This is a genomic window from Tabrizicola sp., from assembly GCF_041911175.1.
GTDB lineage: Bacteria > Pseudomonadota > Alphaproteobacteria > Rhodobacterales > Rhodobacteraceae > Tabrizicola.
In genome coordinates, this window is sequence record NZ_JAYRPN010000062.1 from 1 (window position 1) to 21,046 (window position 21,046).

28 protein-coding genes are annotated in these 21,046 nt (G+C 65.6%); 27 read left to right on the top strand and 1 reads right to left on the bottom strand.

All coding sequences use genetic code 11. From position 1 onward, the window contains the following. Window positions 1-269: 269 nt before the first annotated feature. The 3 genes from ACE3P6_RS08130 to ACE3P6_RS08140 are packed head-to-tail and all read left to right on the top strand — an operon-like array spanning window position 270 to window position 3,267. Entirely contained in the window at window positions 270-1,517 is a 1,248-nt protein-coding gene (locus tag ACE3P6_RS08130) for a TCR/Tet family MFS transporter (protein ID WP_374393603.1), read from the top strand. Then, window positions 1,514-2,746, top strand: a complete 1,233-nt coding sequence (locus ACE3P6_RS08135) for a DegT/DnrJ/EryC1/StrS family aminotransferase (protein WP_374393606.1) — start codon at window positions 1,514-1,516, stop codon at window positions 2,744-2,746. The genes ACE3P6_RS08130 and ACE3P6_RS08135 overlap by 4 nt, the downstream gene beginning before the upstream one ends. Continuing rightward, on the top strand, window positions 2,746-3,267 hold the full coding sequence (locus ACE3P6_RS08140) for a thermonuclease family protein (protein ID WP_374393608.1): 522 nt from the start codon (window positions 2,746-2,748) through the stop codon (window positions 3,265-3,267). The genes ACE3P6_RS08135 and ACE3P6_RS08140 overlap by 1 nt, the downstream gene beginning before the upstream one ends. Window positions 3,268-3,331: 64 nt before the next feature. Here ACE3P6_RS08140 and ACE3P6_RS08145 read toward each other — a convergent pair whose 3' ends face one another. Continuing rightward, window positions 3,332-3,739 carry a hypothetical protein gene (locus tag ACE3P6_RS08145; protein WP_374393610.1) on the bottom strand — a complete coding sequence of 136 codons (408 nt, stop codon included), beginning with the start codon at window positions 3,737-3,739 and terminating at the stop codon, window positions 3,332-3,334. A 241-nt stretch (window positions 3,740-3,980) separates the two neighbouring features. Between ACE3P6_RS08145 and ACE3P6_RS08150 the strand changes: the two genes are divergently transcribed. From ACE3P6_RS08150 to nuoL, 24 genes are all read left to right on the top strand, one after another. Beyond that, on the top strand, window positions 3,981-4,346 hold the full coding sequence (locus tag ACE3P6_RS08150; protein ID WP_374370127.1) for an NADH-quinone oxidoreductase subunit A: 366 nt from the start codon (window positions 3,981-3,983) through the stop codon (window positions 4,344-4,346). Between the two features lie 53 nt (window positions 4,347-4,399). Continuing rightward, window positions 4,400-4,951, top strand: a complete 552-nt coding sequence (locus tag ACE3P6_RS08155) for an NADH-quinone oxidoreductase subunit B family protein (RefSeq protein ID WP_374393718.1) — start codon at window positions 4,400-4,402, stop codon at window positions 4,949-4,951. Window positions 4,952-4,953: 2 nt separating this feature from the next. Then, complete coding sequence (locus ACE3P6_RS08160; protein WP_374393613.1) at window positions 4,954-5,559, top strand: NADH-quinone oxidoreductase subunit C; 606 nt, start codon at window positions 4,954-4,956, stop codon at window positions 5,557-5,559. After that, window positions 5,556-5,981, top strand: coding sequence for a thioesterase family protein (locus tag ACE3P6_RS08165; protein ID WP_374393616.1), 426 nt, complete (start codon window positions 5,556-5,558; stop codon window positions 5,979-5,981). The genes ACE3P6_RS08160 and ACE3P6_RS08165 overlap by 4 nt, the downstream gene beginning before the upstream one ends. Then, on the top strand, window positions 5,981-6,172 hold the full coding sequence (locus tag ACE3P6_RS08170; protein WP_374393619.1) for a hypothetical protein: 192 nt from the start codon (window positions 5,981-5,983) through the stop codon (window positions 6,170-6,172). Before ACE3P6_RS08165 ends, ACE3P6_RS08170 begins: the two co-directional genes overlap by 1 nt. Continuing rightward, window positions 6,172-7,413 (top strand): NADH-quinone oxidoreductase subunit D, encoded by a 1,242-nt coding sequence (locus ACE3P6_RS08175; RefSeq protein ID WP_374393622.1) that lies wholly within the window; start codon window positions 6,172-6,174, stop codon window positions 7,411-7,413. The genes ACE3P6_RS08170 and ACE3P6_RS08175 overlap by 1 nt, the downstream gene beginning before the upstream one ends. 94 nt (window positions 7,414-7,507) lie before the next feature. Further along, complete coding sequence (locus ACE3P6_RS08180) at window positions 7,508-8,686, top strand: NADH-quinone oxidoreductase subunit E (protein ID WP_374393625.1); 1,179 nt, start codon at window positions 7,508-7,510, stop codon at window positions 8,684-8,686. A gap of 63 nt (window positions 8,687-8,749) precedes the next feature. Next, the gene (locus ACE3P6_RS08185; RefSeq protein ID WP_374393627.1) at window positions 8,750-9,679 is read left to right on the top strand and encodes a hypothetical protein; all 930 of its coding nucleotides are present in this window, start codon (window positions 8,750-8,752) and stop codon (window positions 9,677-9,679) included. 5 nt (window positions 9,680-9,684) lie between these two features. Continuing rightward, a complete protein-coding gene (locus ACE3P6_RS08190; RefSeq protein ID WP_374370144.1) occupies window positions 9,685-9,912 on the top strand; it encodes a DUF5337 domain-containing protein in 228 nt (75 codons plus the stop codon). A gap of 9 nt (window positions 9,913-9,921) precedes the next feature. Further along, the gene (nuoF, locus tag ACE3P6_RS08195) at window positions 9,922-11,217 is read left to right on the top strand and encodes an NADH-quinone oxidoreductase subunit NuoF (protein ID WP_374393629.1); all 1,296 of its coding nucleotides are present in this window, start codon (window positions 9,922-9,924) and stop codon (window positions 11,215-11,217) included. 5 nt (window positions 11,218-11,222) lie between these two features. Further along, window positions 11,223-11,459, top strand: a complete 237-nt coding sequence (locus tag ACE3P6_RS08200; RefSeq protein WP_374393631.1) for a hypothetical protein — start codon at window positions 11,223-11,225, stop codon at window positions 11,457-11,459. Between the two features lie 107 nt (window positions 11,460-11,566). After that, the gene (locus ACE3P6_RS08205) at window positions 11,567-11,968 is read left to right on the top strand and encodes a DUF5333 domain-containing protein (RefSeq protein ID WP_374393633.1); all 402 of its coding nucleotides are present in this window, start codon (window positions 11,567-11,569) and stop codon (window positions 11,966-11,968) included. After that, a complete protein-coding gene (locus ACE3P6_RS08210; protein ID WP_374393636.1) occupies window positions 11,965-12,462 on the top strand; it encodes a DUF3291 domain-containing protein in 498 nt (165 codons plus the stop codon). Before ACE3P6_RS08205 ends, ACE3P6_RS08210 begins: the two co-directional genes overlap by 4 nt. Before the next feature lie 4 nt (window positions 12,463-12,466). Further along, window positions 12,467-12,919, top strand: coding sequence for a hypothetical protein (locus ACE3P6_RS08215; RefSeq protein WP_374393638.1), 453 nt, complete (start codon window positions 12,467-12,469; stop codon window positions 12,917-12,919). A 69-nt stretch (window positions 12,920-12,988) separates the two neighbouring features. Further along, the gene (gene nuoG / locus ACE3P6_RS08220; RefSeq protein ID WP_374393641.1) at window positions 12,989-15,010 is read left to right on the top strand and encodes an NADH-quinone oxidoreductase subunit NuoG; all 2,022 of its coding nucleotides are present in this window, start codon (window positions 12,989-12,991) and stop codon (window positions 15,008-15,010) included. 22 nt (window positions 15,011-15,032) lie between these two features. Then, entirely contained in the window at window positions 15,033-15,419 is a 387-nt protein-coding gene (locus ACE3P6_RS08225; protein ID WP_374393643.1) for a hypothetical protein, read from the top strand. 29 nt (window positions 15,420-15,448) lie between these two features. Further along, window positions 15,449-16,486, top strand: a complete 1,038-nt coding sequence (gene nuoH / locus ACE3P6_RS08230) for an NADH-quinone oxidoreductase subunit NuoH (protein WP_374393645.1) — start codon at window positions 15,449-15,451, stop codon at window positions 16,484-16,486. Next, window positions 16,486-16,710, top strand: coding sequence for a hypothetical protein (locus tag ACE3P6_RS08235; RefSeq protein ID WP_374393646.1), 225 nt, complete (start codon window positions 16,486-16,488; stop codon window positions 16,708-16,710). Before nuoH ends, ACE3P6_RS08235 begins: the two co-directional genes overlap by 1 nt. Further along, window positions 16,707-17,201: an NADH-quinone oxidoreductase subunit NuoI gene (gene nuoI, locus ACE3P6_RS08240; RefSeq protein ID WP_294982410.1), complete on the top strand. Its 495-nt coding sequence runs from the start codon at window positions 16,707-16,709 to the stop codon at window positions 17,199-17,201. The genes ACE3P6_RS08235 and nuoI overlap by 4 nt, the downstream gene beginning before the upstream one ends. Continuing rightward, window positions 17,198-17,611, top strand: coding sequence for a carboxymuconolactone decarboxylase family protein (locus ACE3P6_RS08245; protein ID WP_374393651.1), 414 nt, complete (start codon window positions 17,198-17,200; stop codon window positions 17,609-17,611). The genes nuoI and ACE3P6_RS08245 overlap by 4 nt, the downstream gene beginning before the upstream one ends. Next, window positions 17,608-18,216, top strand: a complete 609-nt coding sequence (locus tag ACE3P6_RS08250) for an NADH-quinone oxidoreductase subunit J (RefSeq protein ID WP_374393654.1) — start codon at window positions 17,608-17,610, stop codon at window positions 18,214-18,216. The genes ACE3P6_RS08245 and ACE3P6_RS08250 overlap by 4 nt, the downstream gene beginning before the upstream one ends. An 85-nt stretch (window positions 18,217-18,301) precedes the next feature. Continuing rightward, window positions 18,302-18,607 carry an NADH-quinone oxidoreductase subunit NuoK gene (nuoK, locus tag ACE3P6_RS08255; RefSeq protein WP_197642188.1) on the top strand — a complete coding sequence of 102 codons (306 nt, stop codon included), beginning with the start codon at window positions 18,302-18,304 and terminating at the stop codon, window positions 18,605-18,607. A 3-nt stretch (window positions 18,608-18,610) separates the two neighbouring features. Beyond that, a complete protein-coding gene (locus ACE3P6_RS08260) occupies window positions 18,611-18,787 on the top strand; it encodes a hypothetical protein (protein WP_374393657.1) in 177 nt (58 codons plus the stop codon). Continuing rightward, entirely contained in the window at window positions 18,788-21,046 is a 2,259-nt protein-coding gene (gene nuoL / locus ACE3P6_RS08265; RefSeq protein ID WP_374393659.1) for an NADH-quinone oxidoreductase subunit L, read from the top strand. It begins immediately after the preceding gene.

Below are 21,046 nucleotides of genomic sequence, written 5' to 3' on the forward strand. Positions count from 1 at the left end.
CCGGCATCGGCGGTGCGCGGAATTCGGGAGGTTGCTCGTGGCGGTGAGGTGCGAGCCTCCGGCGGGGATATTTGGGCCAGTCTGAAAGGGCGGGTTCGGCGAGGGGGCCGCGTGCCTGGGGGGACAGGGGGGGCCTCCGGCGGGGATGTTTGGGGCAAAGATGAAAGGTTTCGGCAGGCTGGGCGCGGCTGGCAGCAGGGGCGGATAGCCCGTCCTGCGGGGCGGCTCCGGTTTGACAGTCTTCGCCCCGACCCATAGGGTCGCGCGCCATGAGCCAAGCCCTCGATCCCAGCCTCGGCGCGCCTTCGCCGGTCAGCCGCCATGCGGTGACCTTCGTCCTGATCACCGTGTTCCTGGACATGGTGGGCTTTGGCCTCATCATGCCGGTCCTGCCGAAGCTGATCGAGGATGTGGGCCATGTCACCATCGACCGGGCGGCGATCATCGGCGGCTGGATGTTCGCGGCCTTCAGCCTGGCGCAGTTTGTCTTCGCGCCGCTGATGGGCAACCTTGCCGACCGCTACGGGCGCCGCCCGCTTCTGTTGCTGGCGATCTTCGGGCTGGGGATGGATTTCATCCTGATGGCGCTGGCGCCGACGCTGGAATGGCTGTTCGCCGGGCGGATCGTCGCGGGTATCTGCGGGGCAAGCTGGATCATCGCATCCGCCTACATCGCCGATGTCACCGCGCCGGACGACCGGGCCAGGGCCTATGGCTACATGGGCGCGGCTTTCGGCGTGGGTTTCGTGATCGGCCCGGCCATCGGCGGGCTCTTGGGCGAGCTGGGGCCGCGGGTGCCGTTCTGGGTGGCGGCGGGGGTGTCGCTGCTGAATTTCGTCTACGGGATGGCGGTACTGCCCGAGTCGCTGACCGTGGAGAACCGCCGCCCCTTCGATCTGTGGCGGGCGAACCCGTTCGGGGCCTTTCGCGTCTTTGCCACCTATCGGGGCGTTCTGCCGATGGTGCTGGTGCTGGGGCTCTTCTTCTTTTCCACCTCGGTCTACACGGCGGTCTGGACCTTCTGGGGCATCGCCAAGTTTGGCTGGTCCGAGGTCATGGTGGGGGCGACGCTGGCGATCTTCGGGCTGATTGCCGGGGGCTTCCAGGGCGGGCTGACCGGGCCTGCGACCAAGCGCTTCGGGGAATGGAACGTTGCGCTGTTCGGGCTGGCCTGCGCCACGCTGGTCGTGCTGGGCTATGGTTTCGTCTGGTCGGTGCCGGGGGTCTTCGCGCTGATGATCCTGCACGGGCCGGAGGGATTCGTGCATCCGCTGCTGACGGCGCTTTTGACCAAGCGGGTGCCCGAGGATGCGCAGGGCGAGTTGCAGGGCGGGATTTCGGCGGTGACCAACCTGGCGATGCTGTTCGGGACGGTGTTCTTCGCCTTCATCTTCGGGCATTTCTGGGCCGAGGACCGGGCGTGGCGGTCGACCGACGTGGCCTATTGGGTGGCGGCGGGCTGTCTTGTGGTGACGACGGCGCTGTTCCTGGTGCTGAAGAGGTCGGAGAAGGCATGAGCGAGCGGTTTGACGGCAGTTTCACCCAGCAGGAGCCGATCCCGGAGGAAGGCATCGCGGCGGCGCTGGCGGTCATGCGGCACGGGCGGCTGCATCGCTACAACACGGTCGCCGGAGAAGTGGCCGAGACGGCGCTGCTGGAGGAGGAATTCGCGGCCTATGTGGGCGCGAAGTACTGTCTGGCGCTGGCCTCGGGCGGGGCGGCGATGGCTTGCGCCTTGCGCGCGCTTCAGGTGCGACCGGGAGATCCGGTACTGTCGAACGCCTTCACGCTGGCCCCGGTGCCGGGGGCGATCGCCTCGCTGGGCGCAAGGCCGGTCTTCGTCGAGGTCACGGAGGGCCTGACCATCGACCTTGGGCATCTGGAGGCGCAGGCGGTGGCCACCGGGGCGAAGGTGCTGCTTCTGTCGCACATGCGGGGGCATGTCGGCGACATGGAGGCGCTGATGGCCTTGTGCGACCGGCTGGGTCTGCGGGTGATCGAGGATTGCGCGCATACGATGGGGGCGAAGTGGAAGGGAGTCGCCTCGGGGCGGCACGGGGCGATGGGCTGCTACTCGACGCAGACCTACAAGCACATGAACTCGGGCGAGGGTGGCTTGCTGGTGACGGATGACCCGGAACTTGCGGCGCGGGCGGTGCTGCTCTCCGGGTCCTACATGCTGTATGCGCGCCACCGGGCGGCGCCGGGGCCGGAGGTGTTCGAGGCGCTGAAGCTGGAGGTGCCGAACGTGTCGTCCCGGATGGACAACCTGCGGGCGGCGATCCTGCGGCCGCAGATCGGGATGCTGGACGACCGGCGGGCGCGCTGGCGGCGGCTTTACCAGGGGATGGAGCGGGGGCTGGCGGGGGTTGCCGGGGTGCAGTTGATCCCGCGGCCGCAAGCCGAGGACTATGTGGGCTCGTCCTTCCAGTTCCTGCTGCCGGGCTGGGAGCCCGCGCGGGTGGCCGCTTTCGTCGCGGGCGCGGCGGCGCGGGGGGTGGAGCTGAAGTGGTTCGGGGCCGCCGATCCGCAGGGCTTCACCAGCCGCTATGCGCATTGGCAGTATGCCGCGCCGGAGGTGTTGCCGCAGACCGACCGGGTGCTGGCGGGGCTGATCGACATGCGGCTGCCCTTGACCTTCGGGTTGGAGGATGTGGACCAGATCACCCGCATCATCGGTGAGGAGGTGGCGGTTGCCGCTTCCGCGCGGGACCTCGCCCCGGTCGCGGCGCCGCTGGCGGACTGATGGGCTGGTTGTTCCGGCCCGCCCGGCCTGCGGGAGTGGTTGTGCGGGGCTTGCGGCGGCTGGCTGATCCCCGTTTCTACCTCAAGGCGGTGATCGGGCTCGGCATCGGCGGGCTGGTGCTGGTGCCGACGCTTGCCGACCTGGTGAACGCGGCGATGAAGACGGTGGCCAGCGAACAGGGGCCGTGCCGGATCATCCGGGTGGTGGACGGGGACACGGTGTCGCTGATCTGCCCGGAGGACGGGATGGTCAGCGCGCGGCTGCTGGGCTTCGACACGCCGGAGAAATATGCGCCGAAATGCCTGGGGGAGTTCCTGGCGGCTGAGAAGGCGTCCTGGCACCTGCGGGCGCTGATCCAGGGGGCGGACCGGCTGAGCCTGACGCAGGAGGGGACGGACAAGTATGGCCGGGCGCTGGTGCGGCTGGAGCTGGACGGGGTGGATGTGGCGCGGCTGATGATCCGGGCGGGCCATGCGCGCCAGTATGGTGGGGGCCTGCGCGGGGGCTGGTGCGCAGGCTGACCGGCCGGGCAAGGCGAGTATTTTTGCCAAGAGGAACGGGGGAGTCCTTCTGGCGGGCTGGCGGTCACTGCGGATAGGGCGAGGTGCCGCCGAGGCTGTCGTTCGTGTGCCGGACCAGCGCGTCGCAGAGGCAGGCCGCATCGGTGCAGGCGTCGCGCTTCGCGATGAAATCGTCGTCGCGCGGCGGGTTCGTCTGGTCGACCGCCTGGCCGGTGGCGTTTTCCACCGCGTAGACCCAGGCCAGATCGTCGAGCCGCCCCATGCGCCAAAGCGTCGCGCCGGGGGTTTCGGCGTCGTTGCACATCAGGACATGGGCCGGGTTGGTCGGCGCGTCGCAGCCGATGTCGGAGAGGACGAGGCTGTAGGCGGGCTCCAGTTCGGCGATGCGGGCCTCGACGGCGGCGATGTCGATCTCGCAGGTCTGGGCGCTGGCGGTGCTGGCGGCAAAGGCGAAGAAGAGGGCGAGGCGCATGGGTGGGGTCCTTTCGTGCTGGCCGGAGGAAAGGCGGGATCGCGGTGCCGGTCAAGGTAGGGGGAACCCGCCCCGGAGTATCCTGAGTGAAACGCTTGGTATTTATGGGTTTCTGCTCACGGCCGGGCCGGATTCTCACCCGCCTTCGGTTGACCCCGGCAAGGGCGCAGAGTAAAGCCGGAGGGACAAACGGGCCGTGACGCCCGCCTGCACGCGCGCCGCCAGCATCAGGGAGCCCCTCGTGGACCTGCTTCTCAGAGAATACCTTCCCATCCTCATCCTTCTGGCCATTGCCGTGGGCCTTGGCCTGGTCCTGATCCTGGCCGCTGCGGTGCTGGCTGTCAGGAACCCGGACCCGGAGAAGGTGAGCGCCTACGAATGTGGTTTCAACGCCTTCGACGACGCGCGGATGAAGTTCGACGTGCGCTTCTACCTGGTGTCGATCCTGTTCATCATCTTCGACCTGGAAGTGGCGTTCCTGTTCCCCTGGGCGGTGGCCTTCGGCGACATCTCGATGCCCGCGTTCTGGTCGATGATGCTGTTCCTGGCGGTCCTGACCATCGGGTTTGCCTATGAATGGAAGAAAGGGGCTCTGGAATGGGAGTGAGGGGCACCTCGACGCCGATCGACGGCACGTCCGGCGGGATCGAGACCATCGGCATGCCGGGCGGCCAGCCGGTCGGGTTGCAGACCGGGCTGAACACGGCGGGGGCGGACCATGAGGTCGCGGTCCAGGCGCTGAACCGGGAGCTTTCGGACAAGGGGTTCATCCTGACCTCGACGGAAGACATCATCAACTGGGCGCGGATCGGGTCCTTGCACTGGATGACCTTTGGCCTCGCCTGCTGCGCGGTCGAGATGATGCATACCTCGATGCCGCGCTATGACCTGGAACGTTTCGGCACCGCGCCGCGCGCCTCGCCCCGGCAGTCGGACCTGATGATCGTCGCGGGCACGCTGACCAACAAGATGGCCCCGGCGCTGCGCAAGGTCTACGACCAGATGCCCGAGCCGCGCTACGTCATCTCGATGGGCTCCTGCGCCAACGGGGGCGGCTATTACCACTACAGCTATTCGGTGGTGCGGGGCTGCGACCGGATCGTGCCGGTCGACGTCTACGGCCCCGGCTGCCCGCCCACGGCCGAGGCGCTGCTCTACGGTATCCTGCAGTTGCAGCGGAAGATCCGCCGCACTGGCACTCTGGTGAGGTGATCATGTCCGAGGCTTTGCAGGAACTGGGCGGGATCATCGCGCTGAAACAGGCCGATGCGGTGCAGTCGGCGACCGTGGCCTTCGGCGAGCTGACGCTGGTGGCGAACCTGGCCCATCTGGAAGCGCTGGTCGAATTCCTGCGCGACGATGCGTCCTGCCGGTTCTCGACGCTGGTGGACATCACGGCGGTCGACCATCCCGAACGCGCGCAGCGGTTCGACGTGGTCTATCACTTCCTGTCGATGTACCGGAACCAGCGCATCCGGGTGAAGGTGGCGGTGCGCGAGGAGGAGATGGTGCCCTCGCTGGTCGCGATCCACCCCAGCGCCAACTGGTTCGAGCGCGAAGTGTTCGACATGTTCGGTATCCTGTTCTCGGGCCACCCGGACCTGCGCCGGATTCTCACCGACTACGGTTTCCGGGGCTATCCCTTGCGCAAGGACTTCCCGACCACGGGCTATACCGAGGTCCGCTATGACGAGGCGCTGAAGCGCGTGGTCTATGAGCCGGTGAAGCTGGTGCAGGAATACCGGCAGTTCGACTTCATGTCGCCCTGGGAGGGTGCCGAATACATCCTTCCCGGCGACCAGAAGGCGGGGACGAAGTGAAGCCCGGCCTGACCATTGGCGCCAAGGGGGTGCATCGCCTGACCATCGGCGAGGCGCAGACCGTGCCGCGCCTTTACCCCGAAAGCGCGGAATTCCGCGCCATGCCGGGGGTGCTGGCGACCGGCTACATGGTCGGGCTGATGGAATGGGCCTGCATCGAGCAGTTGCTGCCTTACTATGAGGACGGCGAGGGCTCGCTGGGCACCCATGTCGACGTGAGCCACCTTGCCCCCACGCCCCCCGGCCTGACGGTGACGGTCGAGACCGAAGTCACGGGGATCGACGGCAAGTTCGTGTGGTTTTCGGTCCGCGCCCATGACGGGGTGGATCTGATCGGCGAGGGGCGGCACCAGCGCGCCCTTGTTCGCTGGGAAAAGTTCGTGCCGAAGGCGATGGCCAAGGCAGAAAGAGCGGTGGCTTGATGCCTTGGGATTTCTTGTCTGAAACCGGGACTTTTTTGGCGGGGCTGGCAGCCATGCTCGGTGTCTCGTGGGGATTTAAAAAAATTGTAGGTTCAGGAACCTGGATTCCCACTTTCTTTGAAATCAAAGCACTTGGGTTGAAACGCGGATGTAATTTCGTCGGCCAAAACTCAATGAGCGGAGCAGTGTGATGGACGGCGATATTCGCAGGAACACCTACGACGACGGCTCGAGCGATTTCGAGACCGGCGAGCAGCGCATCCGCAATTTCAACATCAACTTCGGGCCGCAGCACCCGGCGGCGCATGGCGTGCTGCGGCTGGTGCTGGAGCTGGACGGCGAGATCGTCGAACGCTGCGACCCGCATATCGGGCTTCTGCATCGCGGCACCGAAAAGCTGATGGAGTCCCGGACCTATCTGCAGAACCTGCCCTATTTCGACCGGCTGGATTACGTCGCGCCAATGAACCAGGAACATGCCTGGTGCTTGGCGATCGAGAAGCTGACCGGGACGGTGGTGCCGCGTCGTGCGTCGCTGATCCGGGTGCTGTTCTCCGAGATCGGGCGGGTGCTGAACCACCTTCTGAACGTGACCACGCAGGCGATGGACGTGGGTGCCTTGACGCCCCCGCTCTGGGGCTTCGAGGAACGCGAGAAGCTGATGGTCTTCTACGAGCGGGCCTGCGGGGCGCGGCTGCACGCGGCCTACTTCCGGCCGGGTGGGGTGCATCAGGACCTGACGCCGCAACTGCTGGACGACATCGACGCCTGGGCGGCGCATTTCCCCAAGGTCATCGACGACATCGACACGCTGCTGACCGAGAACCGCATCTTCAAGCAGCGCAATGCCGATATCGGCATCGTCAGCGAGAAGGACATCCAGGACTGGGGCTATTCCGGGGTGATGGTGCGGGGCTCGGGCCTCGCCTGGGACCTGCGGCGCGCGCAGCCCTATGAATGCTACGACGAGTTCGAGTTCAAGATCCCCGTCGGCAAGAACGGCGACTGCTATGACCGCTACCTGTGCCGGATGGCCGAGATGCGGGAATCGACCAGCATCATCCGGCAGGCGGTGGCCAAGCTGAAGGCGCCGGAGGGGCAGGGCGACATCCTCGCGCGCGGCAAGATCACCCCGCCGAAGCGGGCCGAGATGAAGACCTCGATGGAGGCGCTCATCCACCACTTTAAGCTTTACACCGAGGGCTTCCACGTCCCGGCGGGCGAGGTCTATGCCGCCGTCGAGGCACCGAAGGGCGAGTTCGGGGTCTATCTGGTGGCGGACGGGACCAACAAACCCTACCGCGCCAAGATCCGCGCGCCGGGCTACCTTCACCTGCAGTCGATGGACTACATCTGCAAGGGGCACCAGCTGGCCGACGTTTCCGCCATCATCGGCACGATGGATATCGTGTTCGGGGAGGTGGATCGGTGATCGCCCTTGGCGTTGCCCCGTTTCTTCTGCTCGGGATTCTGATCCTGCCGGTCGGCGCGGTCGCGCTCCCGGCTCTCATTGCTGGAATGATCTGATGCTGCGTCGTCTTCACAAGGAACAACCCGCCTTCTTCGCCTTCACTCCGGCGAACCTGGACTGGGCCAAGGGCCAGATTTCCAAATATCCGGCGGGGCGGCAGGCGTCGGCGATCATCCCGCTGCTGTGGCGCGCGCAGGAGCAGGAGGGCTGGCTGACCCGCCCCGCCATCGAGCATGTCGCGGATATGCTGGGCATGGCCTATATCCGGGCGCTGGAAGTGGCGACCTTCTACTTCATGTTCCAGCTCTCGCCGGTGGGGTCGGTCGCGCATGTGCAGATTTGCGGCACGACCAGCTGCATGATCTGCGGGGCCGAGGATCTGGTGGCGGTGGCGAAGGAGCTGATTGCCTCCACGCCGCATACCCTCAGCGCGGACGGGAAGTTCTCTTGGGAAGAGGTCGAGTGCATGGGGGCCTGCGCGAATGCCCCGATGGCCCAGATCGGCAAGGACTACTACGAGGACCTGACGGCTGCGAAGCTGCGTGAGCTGATCGGGCGGTTCTCGAAGGGCGAGGTGCCGGTGCCGGGGCCGCAGAACGGGCGCTATGCGGCGGAGCCGATCGGGGGGCTGACCAGCCTGAAGGAGTTCGAGTCGGGCCGGAAGCAGTACAACGCCAGCGCGCAACTGGCGGTGGACATCAAGGACACGGTGAAGCGGATCGACGGGACCGAAGTGCCACTGACGACGCCCTGGCTGGGCGTGGCGGCTCCGGTGAAGCCCGCGAAGGGCAAGGCGGTCGAGCCGAAGCCGGGCGCCGGAGTTCCGGCGGATGCCACGGGCGCGACGGTGCAGGAGGCGAAGGCTTCGTCGAAGGGCAAGCCGAAGTCGGAGGGCAACGCGCCGAACGCGACTCCGGCAGCGACGCCGGAGGCGAAAGCGGCGGGGCAGGCGGGGGGCGTGAAGCCCGCAGGGCTGACGGCGCCGAAGGGCGGCCGCGCGGATGACCTGAAGCTGATCCTTGGCATCGGGCCGAAGCTGGAGGCCCTGTGCCACCGGCTGGGCTTCTACCATTTCGAGCAGATCGCCAACTGGACGGCGGGCGAAATCGCCTGGGTCGACGAGAACCTTGAGGGCTTCAAGGGCCGCGTGACCCGCGACAAGTGGGTGGCGCAGGCGAAGATCCTGGCTGCGGGAGGCTCGGTCGCCGAGGCGGAAGCGGCGGCGAAGGCATAGGAACGGGAACGGGACGGCAGGACGAGATTGCGGCGAGTGGTGTGGTTCGGGGAGTGACGCGGGATGCGCGACGAGGAGTATGAAACGACGATCGGCACGGGCGGCTGGGTCCTGGTGGGTCTCTCCGGGATCGTGACCTTTGCCGTGCTGCGCGGTCTCATGCACTACTTCCTGTTGCCTGCCGTGCTGTTTGCCCTCGCGGTCGCGCTGATCGTGCTTCTGGGGCTCTACTCGCTGGCGGCGAAAGTGAACCGCGACGAAGAGGCGGCGGCGGCGCAGCGCGTGCGCAAGATCGTCCCGGCCTCGGGCGAGGTTCGGCTTGGAACGGGCGAGGGCGCAGCGGTCCCGGCGGTGAAGGCGGTCCCGGTGCGCCCCGAGGCTCTGAAGGCGCGCGCCGGATCGTCGGTGGTGACGCCCTTGGCCGAGGTCGAGCCCGCGCCGATCATCGCCACCCCGAAGTCGCCCGTCGCGCAGCCCGCTGCACCGGTCGTGGCGGAAGCCGCAGCCCCGGTGGCCGCCGTGATGGCCGAGCCCGTGTTGGCGGCCGGGGCCAAGCCGAAGGCCGCGGCGAAACCCAAGGCGGAAGCCAAGCCCAAGGCGGCGAAGCCGAAGGCTGACGCGAAGCCGAAAGCCGAAAAGGCCGAGGTGAAAGCCAAGGCCGAGCCGAAGCCGAAGGCGGCCAAGCTGAAGGCCGAGAAGTCGGCGAAGCCCGTGGGCCTCGTCCGGCTGAAGGCGCCCCGCAAGGGCAAGGCGGACGATCTGAAAGAGATCGAAGGCATCGGCCCCGCGCTGGAGAAGCTGGTCAACGGCATGGGCTTTTTCCATTTCGACCAGATCGCGCAATGGACCGAGGCCGATGTCGCGCTTGTCGATGCCGAAATGAAGACCTTCAAGGGCCGCATCACCCGCGACAAATGGGTGGAGCAGGCGAAGATCATCGTCAGCGAAGGGCTTGAGGCGTTCCACGAACGCGCCCGGACCAACGAGTATTGAGAGACATGGCCGAGACCCGCCCCGATCCCGCCGACCTGAAACGCGCCCGACAGACGCGTCTGGTGGCCATCGTGCTGGCGGCGACCATGATCCTGTGGATGGGCGCCCAGTTCGTGGGCGGACAAATGGGGTGGGAGACGCGGTTCGCGTTCCTCTTCGACCTTGCCGCCATCGCCGGCTTCGTCTGGGCGATGGTGGTGACGTATCAGATCTGGCGCGGACGCCGGGGTTAGGAAGACCAAATGCTCAAGGATCAGGACCGCATTTTCACCAACCTCTACGGGATGCATGACCGCAGCCTGAAGGGCGCGATGAAGCGCGGGCATTGGAACGGCACCGCCGACCTCATCAAGCGCGGGCGTGACACGATCATCGAGCAGGTCAAGGCGTCCGGCCTGCGGGGGCGCGGGGGCGCAGGCTTCCCGACGGGGCTCAAGTGGTCGTTCATGCCGAAGCAGTCTGACGGGCGCCCGTCCTATCTGGTGATCAACGCCGACGAGTCCGAGCCGGGCACCTGCAAGGACCGCGAGATCATGCGGCACGACCCGCATACGCTGATCGAGGGGGCGCTGATCGCGTCCTTCGCGATGGGGGCGAACACCTGCTACATCTACATTCGCGGCGAATACATCCGCGAGCGCGAGGCGCTGCAGGCCGCCATCGACGAATGCTACGACGCCGGGCTTCTGGGCAAGAACGCGGCCAAGTCGGGCTGGGACTTCGACCTGTACCTGCACCACGGCGCCGGGGCCTATATCTGCGGCGAGGAAACCGCCCTTCTGGAAAGCCTTGAGGGCAAGAAGGGCATGCCCCGGATGAAGCCGCCGTTCCCGGCGGGCTCGGGCCTCTACGGCTGCCCGACCACGGTAAACAACGTGGAGTCCATCGCGGTTGTCCCGACGATCCTGCGGCGCGGCTCGGACTGGTTCGCAAGCTTCGGGCGGCCGAACAACACCGGGACCAAGCTTTTCGGCATCTCGGGCCATGTGATGCAGCCCTGCGTCGTGGAAGAGGCGATGTCGATCCCGCTGAAGGAGCTTCTGGACCGCCATTGCGGCGGGGTGCGCGGCGGCTGGAAGAACATCAAGGCGGTGATCCCCGGCGGGTCTTCGGTGCCGCTTCTGACCCAGGCGCAATGCGACGACGCGATCATGGATTTCGATTGGCTGCGCGAGCAGCGCTCGGGCCTTGGCACGGCGGCGGTCATCGTGATGGACCAGTCGACCGACGTGATCAAGGCGATCTGGCGGCTGTCGAAATTCTACAAGCACGAAAGCTGCGGCCAATGCACCCCCTGCCGCGAGGGCACGGGCTGGATGATGCGGGTCATGGACCGGCTGGTCCGGGGCGAGGCGGAGGTCGAGGAGATCGACATGCTCTTGTCCGTGACCAAGCAGGTCGAGGGCCACACCATTTGCGCCTTGGGTGATGCGGCGGCCTGGCCGATCCAGGGCCTGATCCGGGCGTTCCGGGACGAGATCGAGGACCGGATCAAGGCGAAGCGGACCGGGCGCATCTCGGCGGTCGCGGCGGAGTGATGCGGATGGCGCTGGCCCTTTCGGTGACGCTGGCTCAGGCCGCTTGTGTGGGAACGGCTTCCGTTCCTGCCTCGCGCGAGCCGGTGCGCGTCACCAACAACGGCCAGCCGTTCCAGATGTGGGAAGGCGCGCTGGCGCGGAAGGCAGCGGATGCGGCCTGCGGGGGCAGGGTGAACGCCTCGATCTACGACCGTTTCGACCGGGCGACCGGCGAATGGGTCTACCCGGAGGGTTGCGCATGACGAACGCCGTCACCTTCGGTCACAAGCCGCTGAAAACCCCGGTTTGTCATGGCATAGCATGGGGCTTTGCCCCCATCTCCGGGCTACGAGCAGCCAAGGAGGCCAACATGCTTCGCAATCTTACCATCGCCCTGACCCTTGCCGTGACCGCCCCCGCCTATGCGCTGGTGCCGATCAACGAAGAGCCGGTGATCCACGACAAGCTTTTGCAAGGTTTCATCGGCGACGCCATCGCCGACAATTGCCCGACGATGAAGGCCCGCACGCTGAAGGCGTTGGGAGAATTGAACAACCTTCGCGACTATGCGCTGAAGCAGGGCTACGAGGCCGGCGTGGTGCGCGACTTCGTCACCTCGAAAGAGGAGAAGAAGAAGTTCAAGGCCGAGGCGGCGGAATGGCTGAAGGCCAAGGGCGCCGAGCCGGGCAAGCCGGAGGCCTATTGCGCCATCGGCGAGGAAGAGATCGCCAAGGGTTCGCTTGCGGGCTCGCTGTTGAGGTCGACGAAATGACCGAAGCCCGTCACCTGGCCGAGTTGAACGTGGGGCGCCTTCTGGCCCCCACCGACGACCCGCGCGTGGCCGAGTTCATGGCCGCGCTCGACCGGGTGAACGGGCTGGGCAAGCGGATGCCGGGCTTCGTCTGGATGATGGAAGGTTCGGGCGAGCCCGGCACCGGGAACACCGAAACCAAGATCGACGGCGACCCGCAGTTCGTGTCGAACCTCACGGTCTGGGAAAGCGTCGAGACGCTGGAGCATTTCGTCTGGAACACCGTCCACCGCGCCTTCTACGAGCGGCGGGCGGAGTGGTTCCAGGTGCTGGGCCGCATGCATTTCGTCATGTGGTGGGTGCCTGCGGGGCACCGTCCCACTTTGGACGAGGCACTGGAGCGGCTGAAGCATCTGGAAGCGCATGGCGACAGCGACCATGCCTTCGGCTGGAGATATCTGAAAGAAGCGCAGGCGTGGAAGGCCCACGGTTGCGCGCAAGTGGCGGCGGAGTAGGGCGATGGCAGTCGCAGGTCTTGTATCGGGAGTGGAACGGTCGATCAGTGGCTGCAGGGGGCTGGCATTGCTTGCCATGCTGCTTGTCGCTGGATGCGTCCCGGCAGAGCCGCAAAGCTCTGGCCCGCCTGCGGAAATCCCGTCGGATGTCCTGCAACTCGGCTTCGAAATTGCGACGGCCGAGCAGATCGCCAAGGAGTGCCCGAAGTCGTTCGGTTACAACGGTCGCGCAGAAATCAAGGCCGCAGCCGTCCTGCAGGAGAAGTACGGCCCCAATCCAGCTTGGGCCAACAACAGGTCGATTGCTGCGATCTCGCCACGCTTGGCGCAGGACATGGTGATCAAGTACATAACGAAGCGTGGCGTGGTTCTGGCGCAGCCGAGTACATGGTGCATGGCGGGGCGGGCGGAAGTGGCTGAAAAGACGAGCATCAGTCGGTTTTTGACGGTCCGGTAGGATTGTCGATCAGGGTTTTCCCCGAAGCGCTCTGAACGGGCTTCGGGACAGGAAGATGGGAAAGAGAAGATGACCAACCTCAAGAAGATCAGCATCGACGGGATCGAGGTCGAGGTCGATGGCGCGATGACCATCATCCAGGCGGCGGAAGCGGCCGGGGTGGAGATCCCGCGCTTCTGCTACCATGAGCGGCTGTCGATCGCCGGGAACTGCCGGATGTGTCTGGTCGAGGTGGTGGGCGGCCCGCCGAAGCCTGCGGCCTCCTGCGCGATGCAGGTGCGCGACCTGCGGCCGGGGCCGAACGGCGAGGCGCCGGTGGTCAAGACCACTTCGCCGATGGTGAAGAAGGCCCGCGAGGGGGTGATGGAGTTCCTGCTGATCAACCACCCGCTCGACTGCCCGATCTGCGACCAGGGCGGGGAATGCGACCTGCAGGATCAGGCGATGGCTTACGGCGTGGATTTCAGCCGCTACCGCGAGCCGAAGCGGGCGTCGGAGGACCTGAACCTTGGCCCGCTGGTCGAAACGAAGATGACGCGCTGCATCTCCTGCACCCGCTGCGTCCGATTCACCACGGAAGTGGCGGGCATCACCCAGATGGGCCAGACGGGCCGCGGCGAAGACTCTGAGATCACCAGCTACCTGAACATGACGCTGGATTCGAACCTGCAGGGCAACATCATCGACCTGTGTCCGGTGGGTGCGCTGACTTCGAAGCCCTATGCCTTCACCGCCCGGCCCTGGGAGCTGACCAAGACCGAGAGCATCGATGTGATGGATGCCTTGGGGTCGAACATCCGCATCGACACCAAGGGCCGCGAAGTCATGCGCTTCCTGCCGCGCAACCATGACGGCGTGAACGAGGAATGGATCAGCGACAAGACCCGCTTCGTCTGGGACGGGTTGCGTCGGCAGCGGCTGGATACTCCGTATGTTCGGGAAAACGGCAAGCTGCGGAAGGCGTCCTGGGGCGAGGCGCTGGAGAAGGCTGCCGCCGCGATGAAGGGCAGGAAGGTGGCCGGCCTGGTCGGCGATCTGGCCTCGGTGGAAGCGGCTTATTCGTTGAAAGCGCTGGTGGAATCTCTGGGCGGCCATGTGGAGTGCCGCACCGATGGGGCGAAGCTGCCGGTGGGCAACCGCTCTGCCTATGTCGGCACGGCGAAGATCGAGGACATCGACACGGCGAAGGTGATCCTGCTGATCGGGACCAATCCGCGGGTGGAGAGCCCGGTGCTGAACGCCCGCATCCGCAAGGCCTGGACCAATGGCGCGATGGTGGGCCTCTTCGGCGAGAAGGTCGATCTGACCTATGATTACAAGCACATGGGGTCGGACCGGGCGGCGCTGGTGGAGCTGGTGGGCCGCGTGACCGAGAAGCCCGATACGCTGGTCATCATCGGCCAGGGCGCGATCAACGAGGCGGATGGCGAGGCGGTCCTGTCGCAGGCGATGGCCTACGCCCAGGGCGCGGGCGCGAAGTTCATGGTGCTGCACACGGCGGCGGGCCGCGTCGGCGCGATGGATGTGGGCGCTGTCACCGAAGGCGGGCTCTCCAAGGCCACCGAAGGCGCGCAGGTGATCTACAACCTTGGCGCGGACGAGGTCGAGATCAGCCGCGACGGGGCCAACGCGCCCTTCGTGATCTATCAGGGCAGCCACGGCGACCGGGGCGCGAACCGGGCGGACATCATCCTGCCGGGCGCGGCCTATACCGAGGAGAACGGGCTCTTCGTCAACACCGAGGGGCGGCCGCAACTGGCCTTCCGCGCAGGCTTCGCGCCGGGCGAGGCGAAGGAGAACTGGGCGATCCTGCGGGCGCTGTCGGCCGAGGTCGGCCAGCAACTGCCGTGGGATTCGCTGGCGGGCCTTCGGTCGGCGCTGGTCAAGGCGCATCCGCATCTGGGCCGCATCGACGAGGTGCCAGAGAATGCCTGGCAGCCCCTGGAGGTCAAGCTTCCGGCCAAGGCCACCTTCCGCAATGCGATCAAGGACTTCTACCTGACCAACCCCATCGCGCGGGCGTCCACGGTGATGGCGGAACTGAGCGCGCTGGCCAAGGCCCGCGCCGTGACCCCGATTGCGGCGGAGTAAGATGACACAGCGCCTCTCCCTTATGGCCACCCTAGGCACCGCGACAGCGGCGCTGGGGGCTTGCGCGCCCGGCGGAGAGGTGCCAGAGGAACGCGGGCAGACGGCGGTCTACCAGGGGGTTTCGACCATCCTTCTCGACACCGACATGGTCAGCTTCTCGGTCGCCATGACCGGGGCGAAGGACCGGGCGGATGTCGAGGCCTATGGCCGCTGTGCTGCCGCGCAATATGCGCTGGATCAAGGGTTTGGCTTCGCGCGACAAGTGCGGACCATCGTGACGAAGAAGGGCCGGACATGGTACGGGGATGCGGTCTACCTCATCTCGGCCAGCCTGCCCGAGGGCCTGCGCACCGTGGATGCCGAAGTGGCGCTGACGGAATGCGACGAGCTTGGAATACCGGCGAAGTAAAGCTGGCGGTTTGAGGATGAGGGACTGACATGGACGGGTTCTTTGCCACGGGGTTCGGAACGGCGGTGCTGATCGCGGCACAAAGCCTTCTGATCGTGGGTTTCGTGATGATCAGCCTTCTGTTCCTCGTCTACGGCGACCGGAAGATCTGGGCGGCGGTGCAGATGCGGCGCGGGCCGAACGTGGTCGGGCCCTTCGGCCTGCTGCAATCGGTGGCGGATGCGCTGAAATATGTGGTGAAGGAGATCGTCATTCCCGCCGGGGTGGACCGCCCGGTGTTCTTCCTCGCGCCGATGCTGTCCTTTGTCCTCGCGATCCTCGCCTGGGCGGTGATCCCCTTCGATGACGGCTGGGTTCTGGCGAACATCAACGTCGCGATCCTGTTCGTCTTTGCCGTGTCGTCGCTTGAGGTCTACGGCGTGATCATGGGCGGCTGGGCCTCGAACTCGAAATACGCCTTCCTCGGGAGCCTGCGGTCTGCGGCGCAGATGATCTCTTACGAGGTCTCGCTGGGCCTGATCATCATCGGGGTGATCATCTCGACCGGGGGGATGAGCTTTTCCTCCATCGTGGCGGCGCAGGAGGGCGACTGGGGCCTTTTCAACTGGTACTGGCTGCCGCATTTCCCGATGGTCTTCCTGTTCTTCATCAGCGCCCTGGCCGAGACCAACCGTCCGCCCTTCGACCTTCCCGAGGCGGAGTCCGAACTGGTTGCCGGGTTCATGGTGGAATATTCCTCGACTCCCTACCTCCTCTTCATGGCCGGCGAATACATCGCGATCTTCCTGATGTGCGCGCTGATTTCGCTGCTGTTCTTCGGCGGCTGGCTCTCGCCGCTGCCGTTCCTGCCGGATGGCTGGTGGTGGATGGTTGCGAAGATGTGGCTCTTCTTCTTCATGTTCGCGATGGTGAAGGCCATCGTCCCCCGCTACCGCTATGACCAGCTGATGCGGATCGGCTGGAAGGTCTTCCTGCCCTTGTCGCTGGCCTGGGTGGTGATCGTGGCGTTCCTTGCCAAGTTCGAAGTGCTGGGCGGCTTCTGGGCCCGCTGGGCGATTGGAGGCTGATGATGGCCCCGAATGTGGAAAATCTGCTGCTGGAACAGCTCAAGCTGATCCGTGAGGACTTCAAGCGCATGGACAAGCGGTTCGACGACCTAGAGGCCAAAGTCGATGAACTGGGCATCCGCGCCCAATCGACCGAAGGCGTCCTGTTCGGTCTGGGCGGTTACATCCGTTCCATCGACGAGCGCGTCGAACATATCGAGAAGAAGCTGGGGATCGAGGGATGAGCAACATCGACTGGACCCGCGCCACGAAGTATTTCTTGCTGGTGGACTTCATCAAGGGCTTCGGCCTGGGGATGAAATACTTCTTCGCGCCGAAATCGACGCTGAACTACCCGCATGAGAAGGGGCCGCTTTCCCCCCGTTTCCGCGGCGAACACGCGCTGCGCCGCTATCCGAACGGCGAGGAACGCTGCATCGCCTGCAAGCTCTGCGAAGCCGTCTGCCCGGCGCAGGCGATCACCATCGACGCGGAGCCTCGGGAAGACGGGTCAAGGCGCACCACGCGCTACGACATCGACATGACCAAGTGCATCTACTGCGGCTTCTGCCAGGAAGCCTGCCCGGTCGATGCCATCGTCGAAGGCCCGAACTTCGAATTCTCGACCGAGACGCGGGAAGAGCTGTTCTACACCAAGGAGAAGCTTCTGGAGAACGGCGCCCGCTGGGAGGCCGAGATCGCCCGCAACCTTGAAATCGACGCGCCCTACAGATGACCGAAGACTTCGCCAAGATGTTCGCCGCGATGATGGAGCAGGGCCAGAAGATGGCCAATGCCTTCATGCCGGGCATGGAGAACATCGACGCGAAGGCGTTCGAGAAGTTCTTTCCGCCGATGCCGAAAGAGCTGCTGGAGATGTGGTTCGGCAAGACCTTCAACCCCGAGGGCCTCGACGCGCGGACCCGCTTCCTTGTCACCATCGCGGCGCTGACGGTGCTGGGTCCGGTGGGCGAGCCGCAGCTGCGGATGGCGATCAAGAACGGCCTTTCTGCCGGGGCCACGAAACGCGAGGTCGCGGAAGTGATCTGGCAGATGTCCATGTTCGGCGGGGTTCCCGCCATGCAGAAGGCGCTGGAAATCGCCCAGTCCGTCTTCGCCGAGATACCTGAGGAGAAAGACGCATGACCGTCTTCAGCTTTGCCTTCTACCTGTTTGCGGTGATCACGGTGACGGCGGGCCTGATGGTCACGCTCAGCCGCAACCCGGTGCATTCGGTGCTGTGGCTGATCCTGGCGTTCCTCTCCACCTCCGGGTTGTTTGTCCTGCTCGGGGCGGAGTTCGTGGCGATGCTCTTGGTCATCGTCTATGTCGGAGCGGTGGCGGTGCTGTTCCTCTTCGTGGTGATGATGCTCGACATCGACTTCGCCGCGCTGAAGGGGGAACTGGCGCGCTACATGCCGCTGGGCCTCCTCATCGGCGTGGTTCTTCTGATGCAGGTCGCCATTGGCGTCGGCGTCTGGACTGTCGCTGACGGGGCGGAAGGCCTGCGCCAGGCAGTGGCTCCGACCGAGATCGAGAACACGCGGGCGCTGGGGATGCTGCTTTATGACCGCTATTTCCTGCTGTTCCAGCTTGCCGGCCTGATCCTGCTGGTGGCGATGATCGGGGCGATCCTGCTGACGCTGCGCCACCGCAAGGACATCAAGCGGCAGAACGTGCTGGCCCAGATGTGGCGCGACCCGGCCAAGGCGATGGAGCTGAAGGACGTGAAGCCGGGGCAGGGGTTGTAGGTCGGGGTTTACCCCGACTTTGCGAAGGATGTCGGGGTGAACCCCGACCTACGAAACGGTCGAAACGGCCACGAGGGACCAGACGATGATCGGACTTGAACATTACCTGACGGTGGCGGCGGCCCTCTTCGTCATCGGGATCTTCGGGATCTTCCTCAACCGGAAGAACGTGATCGTCATCCTGATGTCGATCGAGCTGATGCTTCTGGCGGTCAACATCAACCTCGTCGCCTTCTCCTCCTACTCGGGCGATCTGGTGGGGCAGGTCTTCACCATGTTCGTCCTGACCGTCGCCGCCGCCGAGGCGGCCATCGGCCTTGCCATCCTCGTCGTCTTCTTTCGCAACCGCGGCACCATCGAGGTGGAAGACGTCAACGTGATGAAGGGCTGAACGATGGCCCATGTCGGGGACGTGAACCTGTTCGGGATGCGCGTTCTGGCCGTGAAGGGCCGGACGCTCGACCTTGAATGCCAGGCCTGCCGGACACACGGCGTGGCGATGGCGGACGAATTCCAATCTACGCGCTGCGGCTCGCCCGCCTGCGCATCCAGCCAAGGCAGGACCGAGTAAATGGCAACGATCATCCTCTTCGCTCCCCTGATCGGGGCCCTGATCTGTGGCTTCGGCTGGCGGCTGATCGGCGAGAAGGCCGGGCAGGTCATCACCACGGCGATGATCTTCCTCGGCGCGGCGCTGAGTTGGTACATCTTCCTGACCTTCAACGGCGAGACGCAGCACATCACCATCCTGCGCTGGATCGAATCCGGCACACTGGGCAGCGAATGGGCGATCCGGCTGGACCGGCTGACCGCGATCATGCTGGTGGTGGTGAACACGGTCTCCGCGCTCGTCCACCTCTACAGCTTCGGCTACATGGCGCATGACGAGAACTGGCACGAGGGCGAGAACTACAAGGCCCGCTTCTTCGCCTATCTGTCGTTCTTCACCTTCTCCATGCTGGCGCTGGTCACCTCGGACAACCTGGTGCAGATGTTCTTCGGCTGGGAGGGCGTGGGCGTCGCCTCCTACCTTTTGATCGGCTTCTACTACCGCAAGCCCAGTGCCAATGCCGCCGCCATCAAGGCTTTCGTGGTCAACCGGGTCGGCGACTTCGGCTTTGCCCTTGGCATCTTCGGCCTCTTCTACCTGACCGACTCGATCCGCTTCGATGACGTGTTTGCCGCCGCGCCGGTGCTGGCCGAAACCAACCTCAGCTTCCTCTGGGCCGACTGGAACGCCGCGAACCTGATCGGGGTGCTTCTCTTCATCGGTGCGATGGGGAAATCGGCGCAGCTTTTCCTGCACACCTGGCTGCCCGACGCGATGGAGGGCCCGACGCCGGTCTCGGCCCTGATCCACGCCGCGACGATGGTGACGGCGGGGGTGTTCCTGGTCTGCCGCATGTCGCCGCTTTATGAATACGCGCCGCAGGCGACGGCCTTCATCACCGTGCTGGGCGCGACCACCGCCTTCGTCGCCGCGACCATCGGTCTGGTGCAGAACGACATCAAGCGGGTGATCGCCTATTCCACCATGTCCCAGCTTGGCTACATGTTCGTCGCCGCCGGGGTGGGGGTCTATTCGGTGGCGATGTTCCACCTGTTCACCCATGCCTTCTTCAAGGCGATGCTGTTCCTTGGCGCGGGCTCGGTCATCATGGCCACGCACCACGAGCAGGACATGCGTTACTACGGGGGCCTCAGGAAGAAGATCCCGCTGACCTTCTGGGCGATGATGATCGGCACGCTGGCCATCACCGGGGTCGGCATCCCGCTGACGCATTACGGCTTCGCGGGCTTCCTGTCGAAGGACGCGGTGATCGAGAGCGCCTGGGTCGGATCCAGCTATGCCTTCTGGCTGCTGGTTGTCGCCGCCTGCTTCACCAGCTTCTATTCCTGGCGGCTGATGTTCCTGACCTTCTTCGGGGAAAGCCGTGCGAACGGGCATGACCACCACGGCGACCACGGCGCAGTGCATGATGCCCACGGTCACGACGACCACGGCCACGAGCCGCACGAAAGCCCGATGGTCATGCTGATCCCGCTGGGGGTGCTGGCGCTTGGCGCGGTGTTCTCGGGGATGCTGTGGTACAACGTCTTCTTCGGCGACGAGGCCAAGCTGCGGACCTGGTTCGGCATGGAAGCCGCCGCCGCGCATGGCGAGGTTGCCGCCGAAGAGCCCGCCGCCGAAGGCACCGCGGTCGCGACGACCGAGGCCGCCCCGGCCACCACCGAGGCCGCACCCGCCGAGGGCACCGCTGTTGCGACGACCGAGGAGGCCGCTCCGGCGACCACCGAGGCCGCGCCCGCCGAAGGCACCACGGTCGCGACCGAAGCCGCAGCAACCGAAACCCATGCCGCCACGCCCGGCGTCGCCCCGAAAGGCGCAATCTTCATCGGGCCGGAGAACGAGGTGATCCACCACGCGCACGAAGCGCCGGCCTGGGTCAAGGTCGCGCCCTTCATCGCGATGCTGATCGGCTTCGTGATGGCCTGGCTCTTCTACATCAAGGACACCAGCCTGCCGCGCCGTCTGGCGGCCCAGCAGCGTCCGCTCTACCTGTTCCTGCTGAACAAGTGGTACTTTGACGAGCTGTATGACGTGATCTTCGTCCGTCCCGCCAAATGGCTGGGCAACTTCCTGTGGAAGAAGGGCGACGGCGACGTCATCGACGGCACGCTCAACGGGGTGGCGATGGGGATCATCCCCATGCTCACCCGCCTCGCAGGCCGCGCGCAGTCCGGCTACCTGTTCCACTACGCCTTCGCGATGGTGCTGGGGATCGTGGCCCTCGTCACCTGGATGACGCTTTTCGGCGGCGCGAAGTAA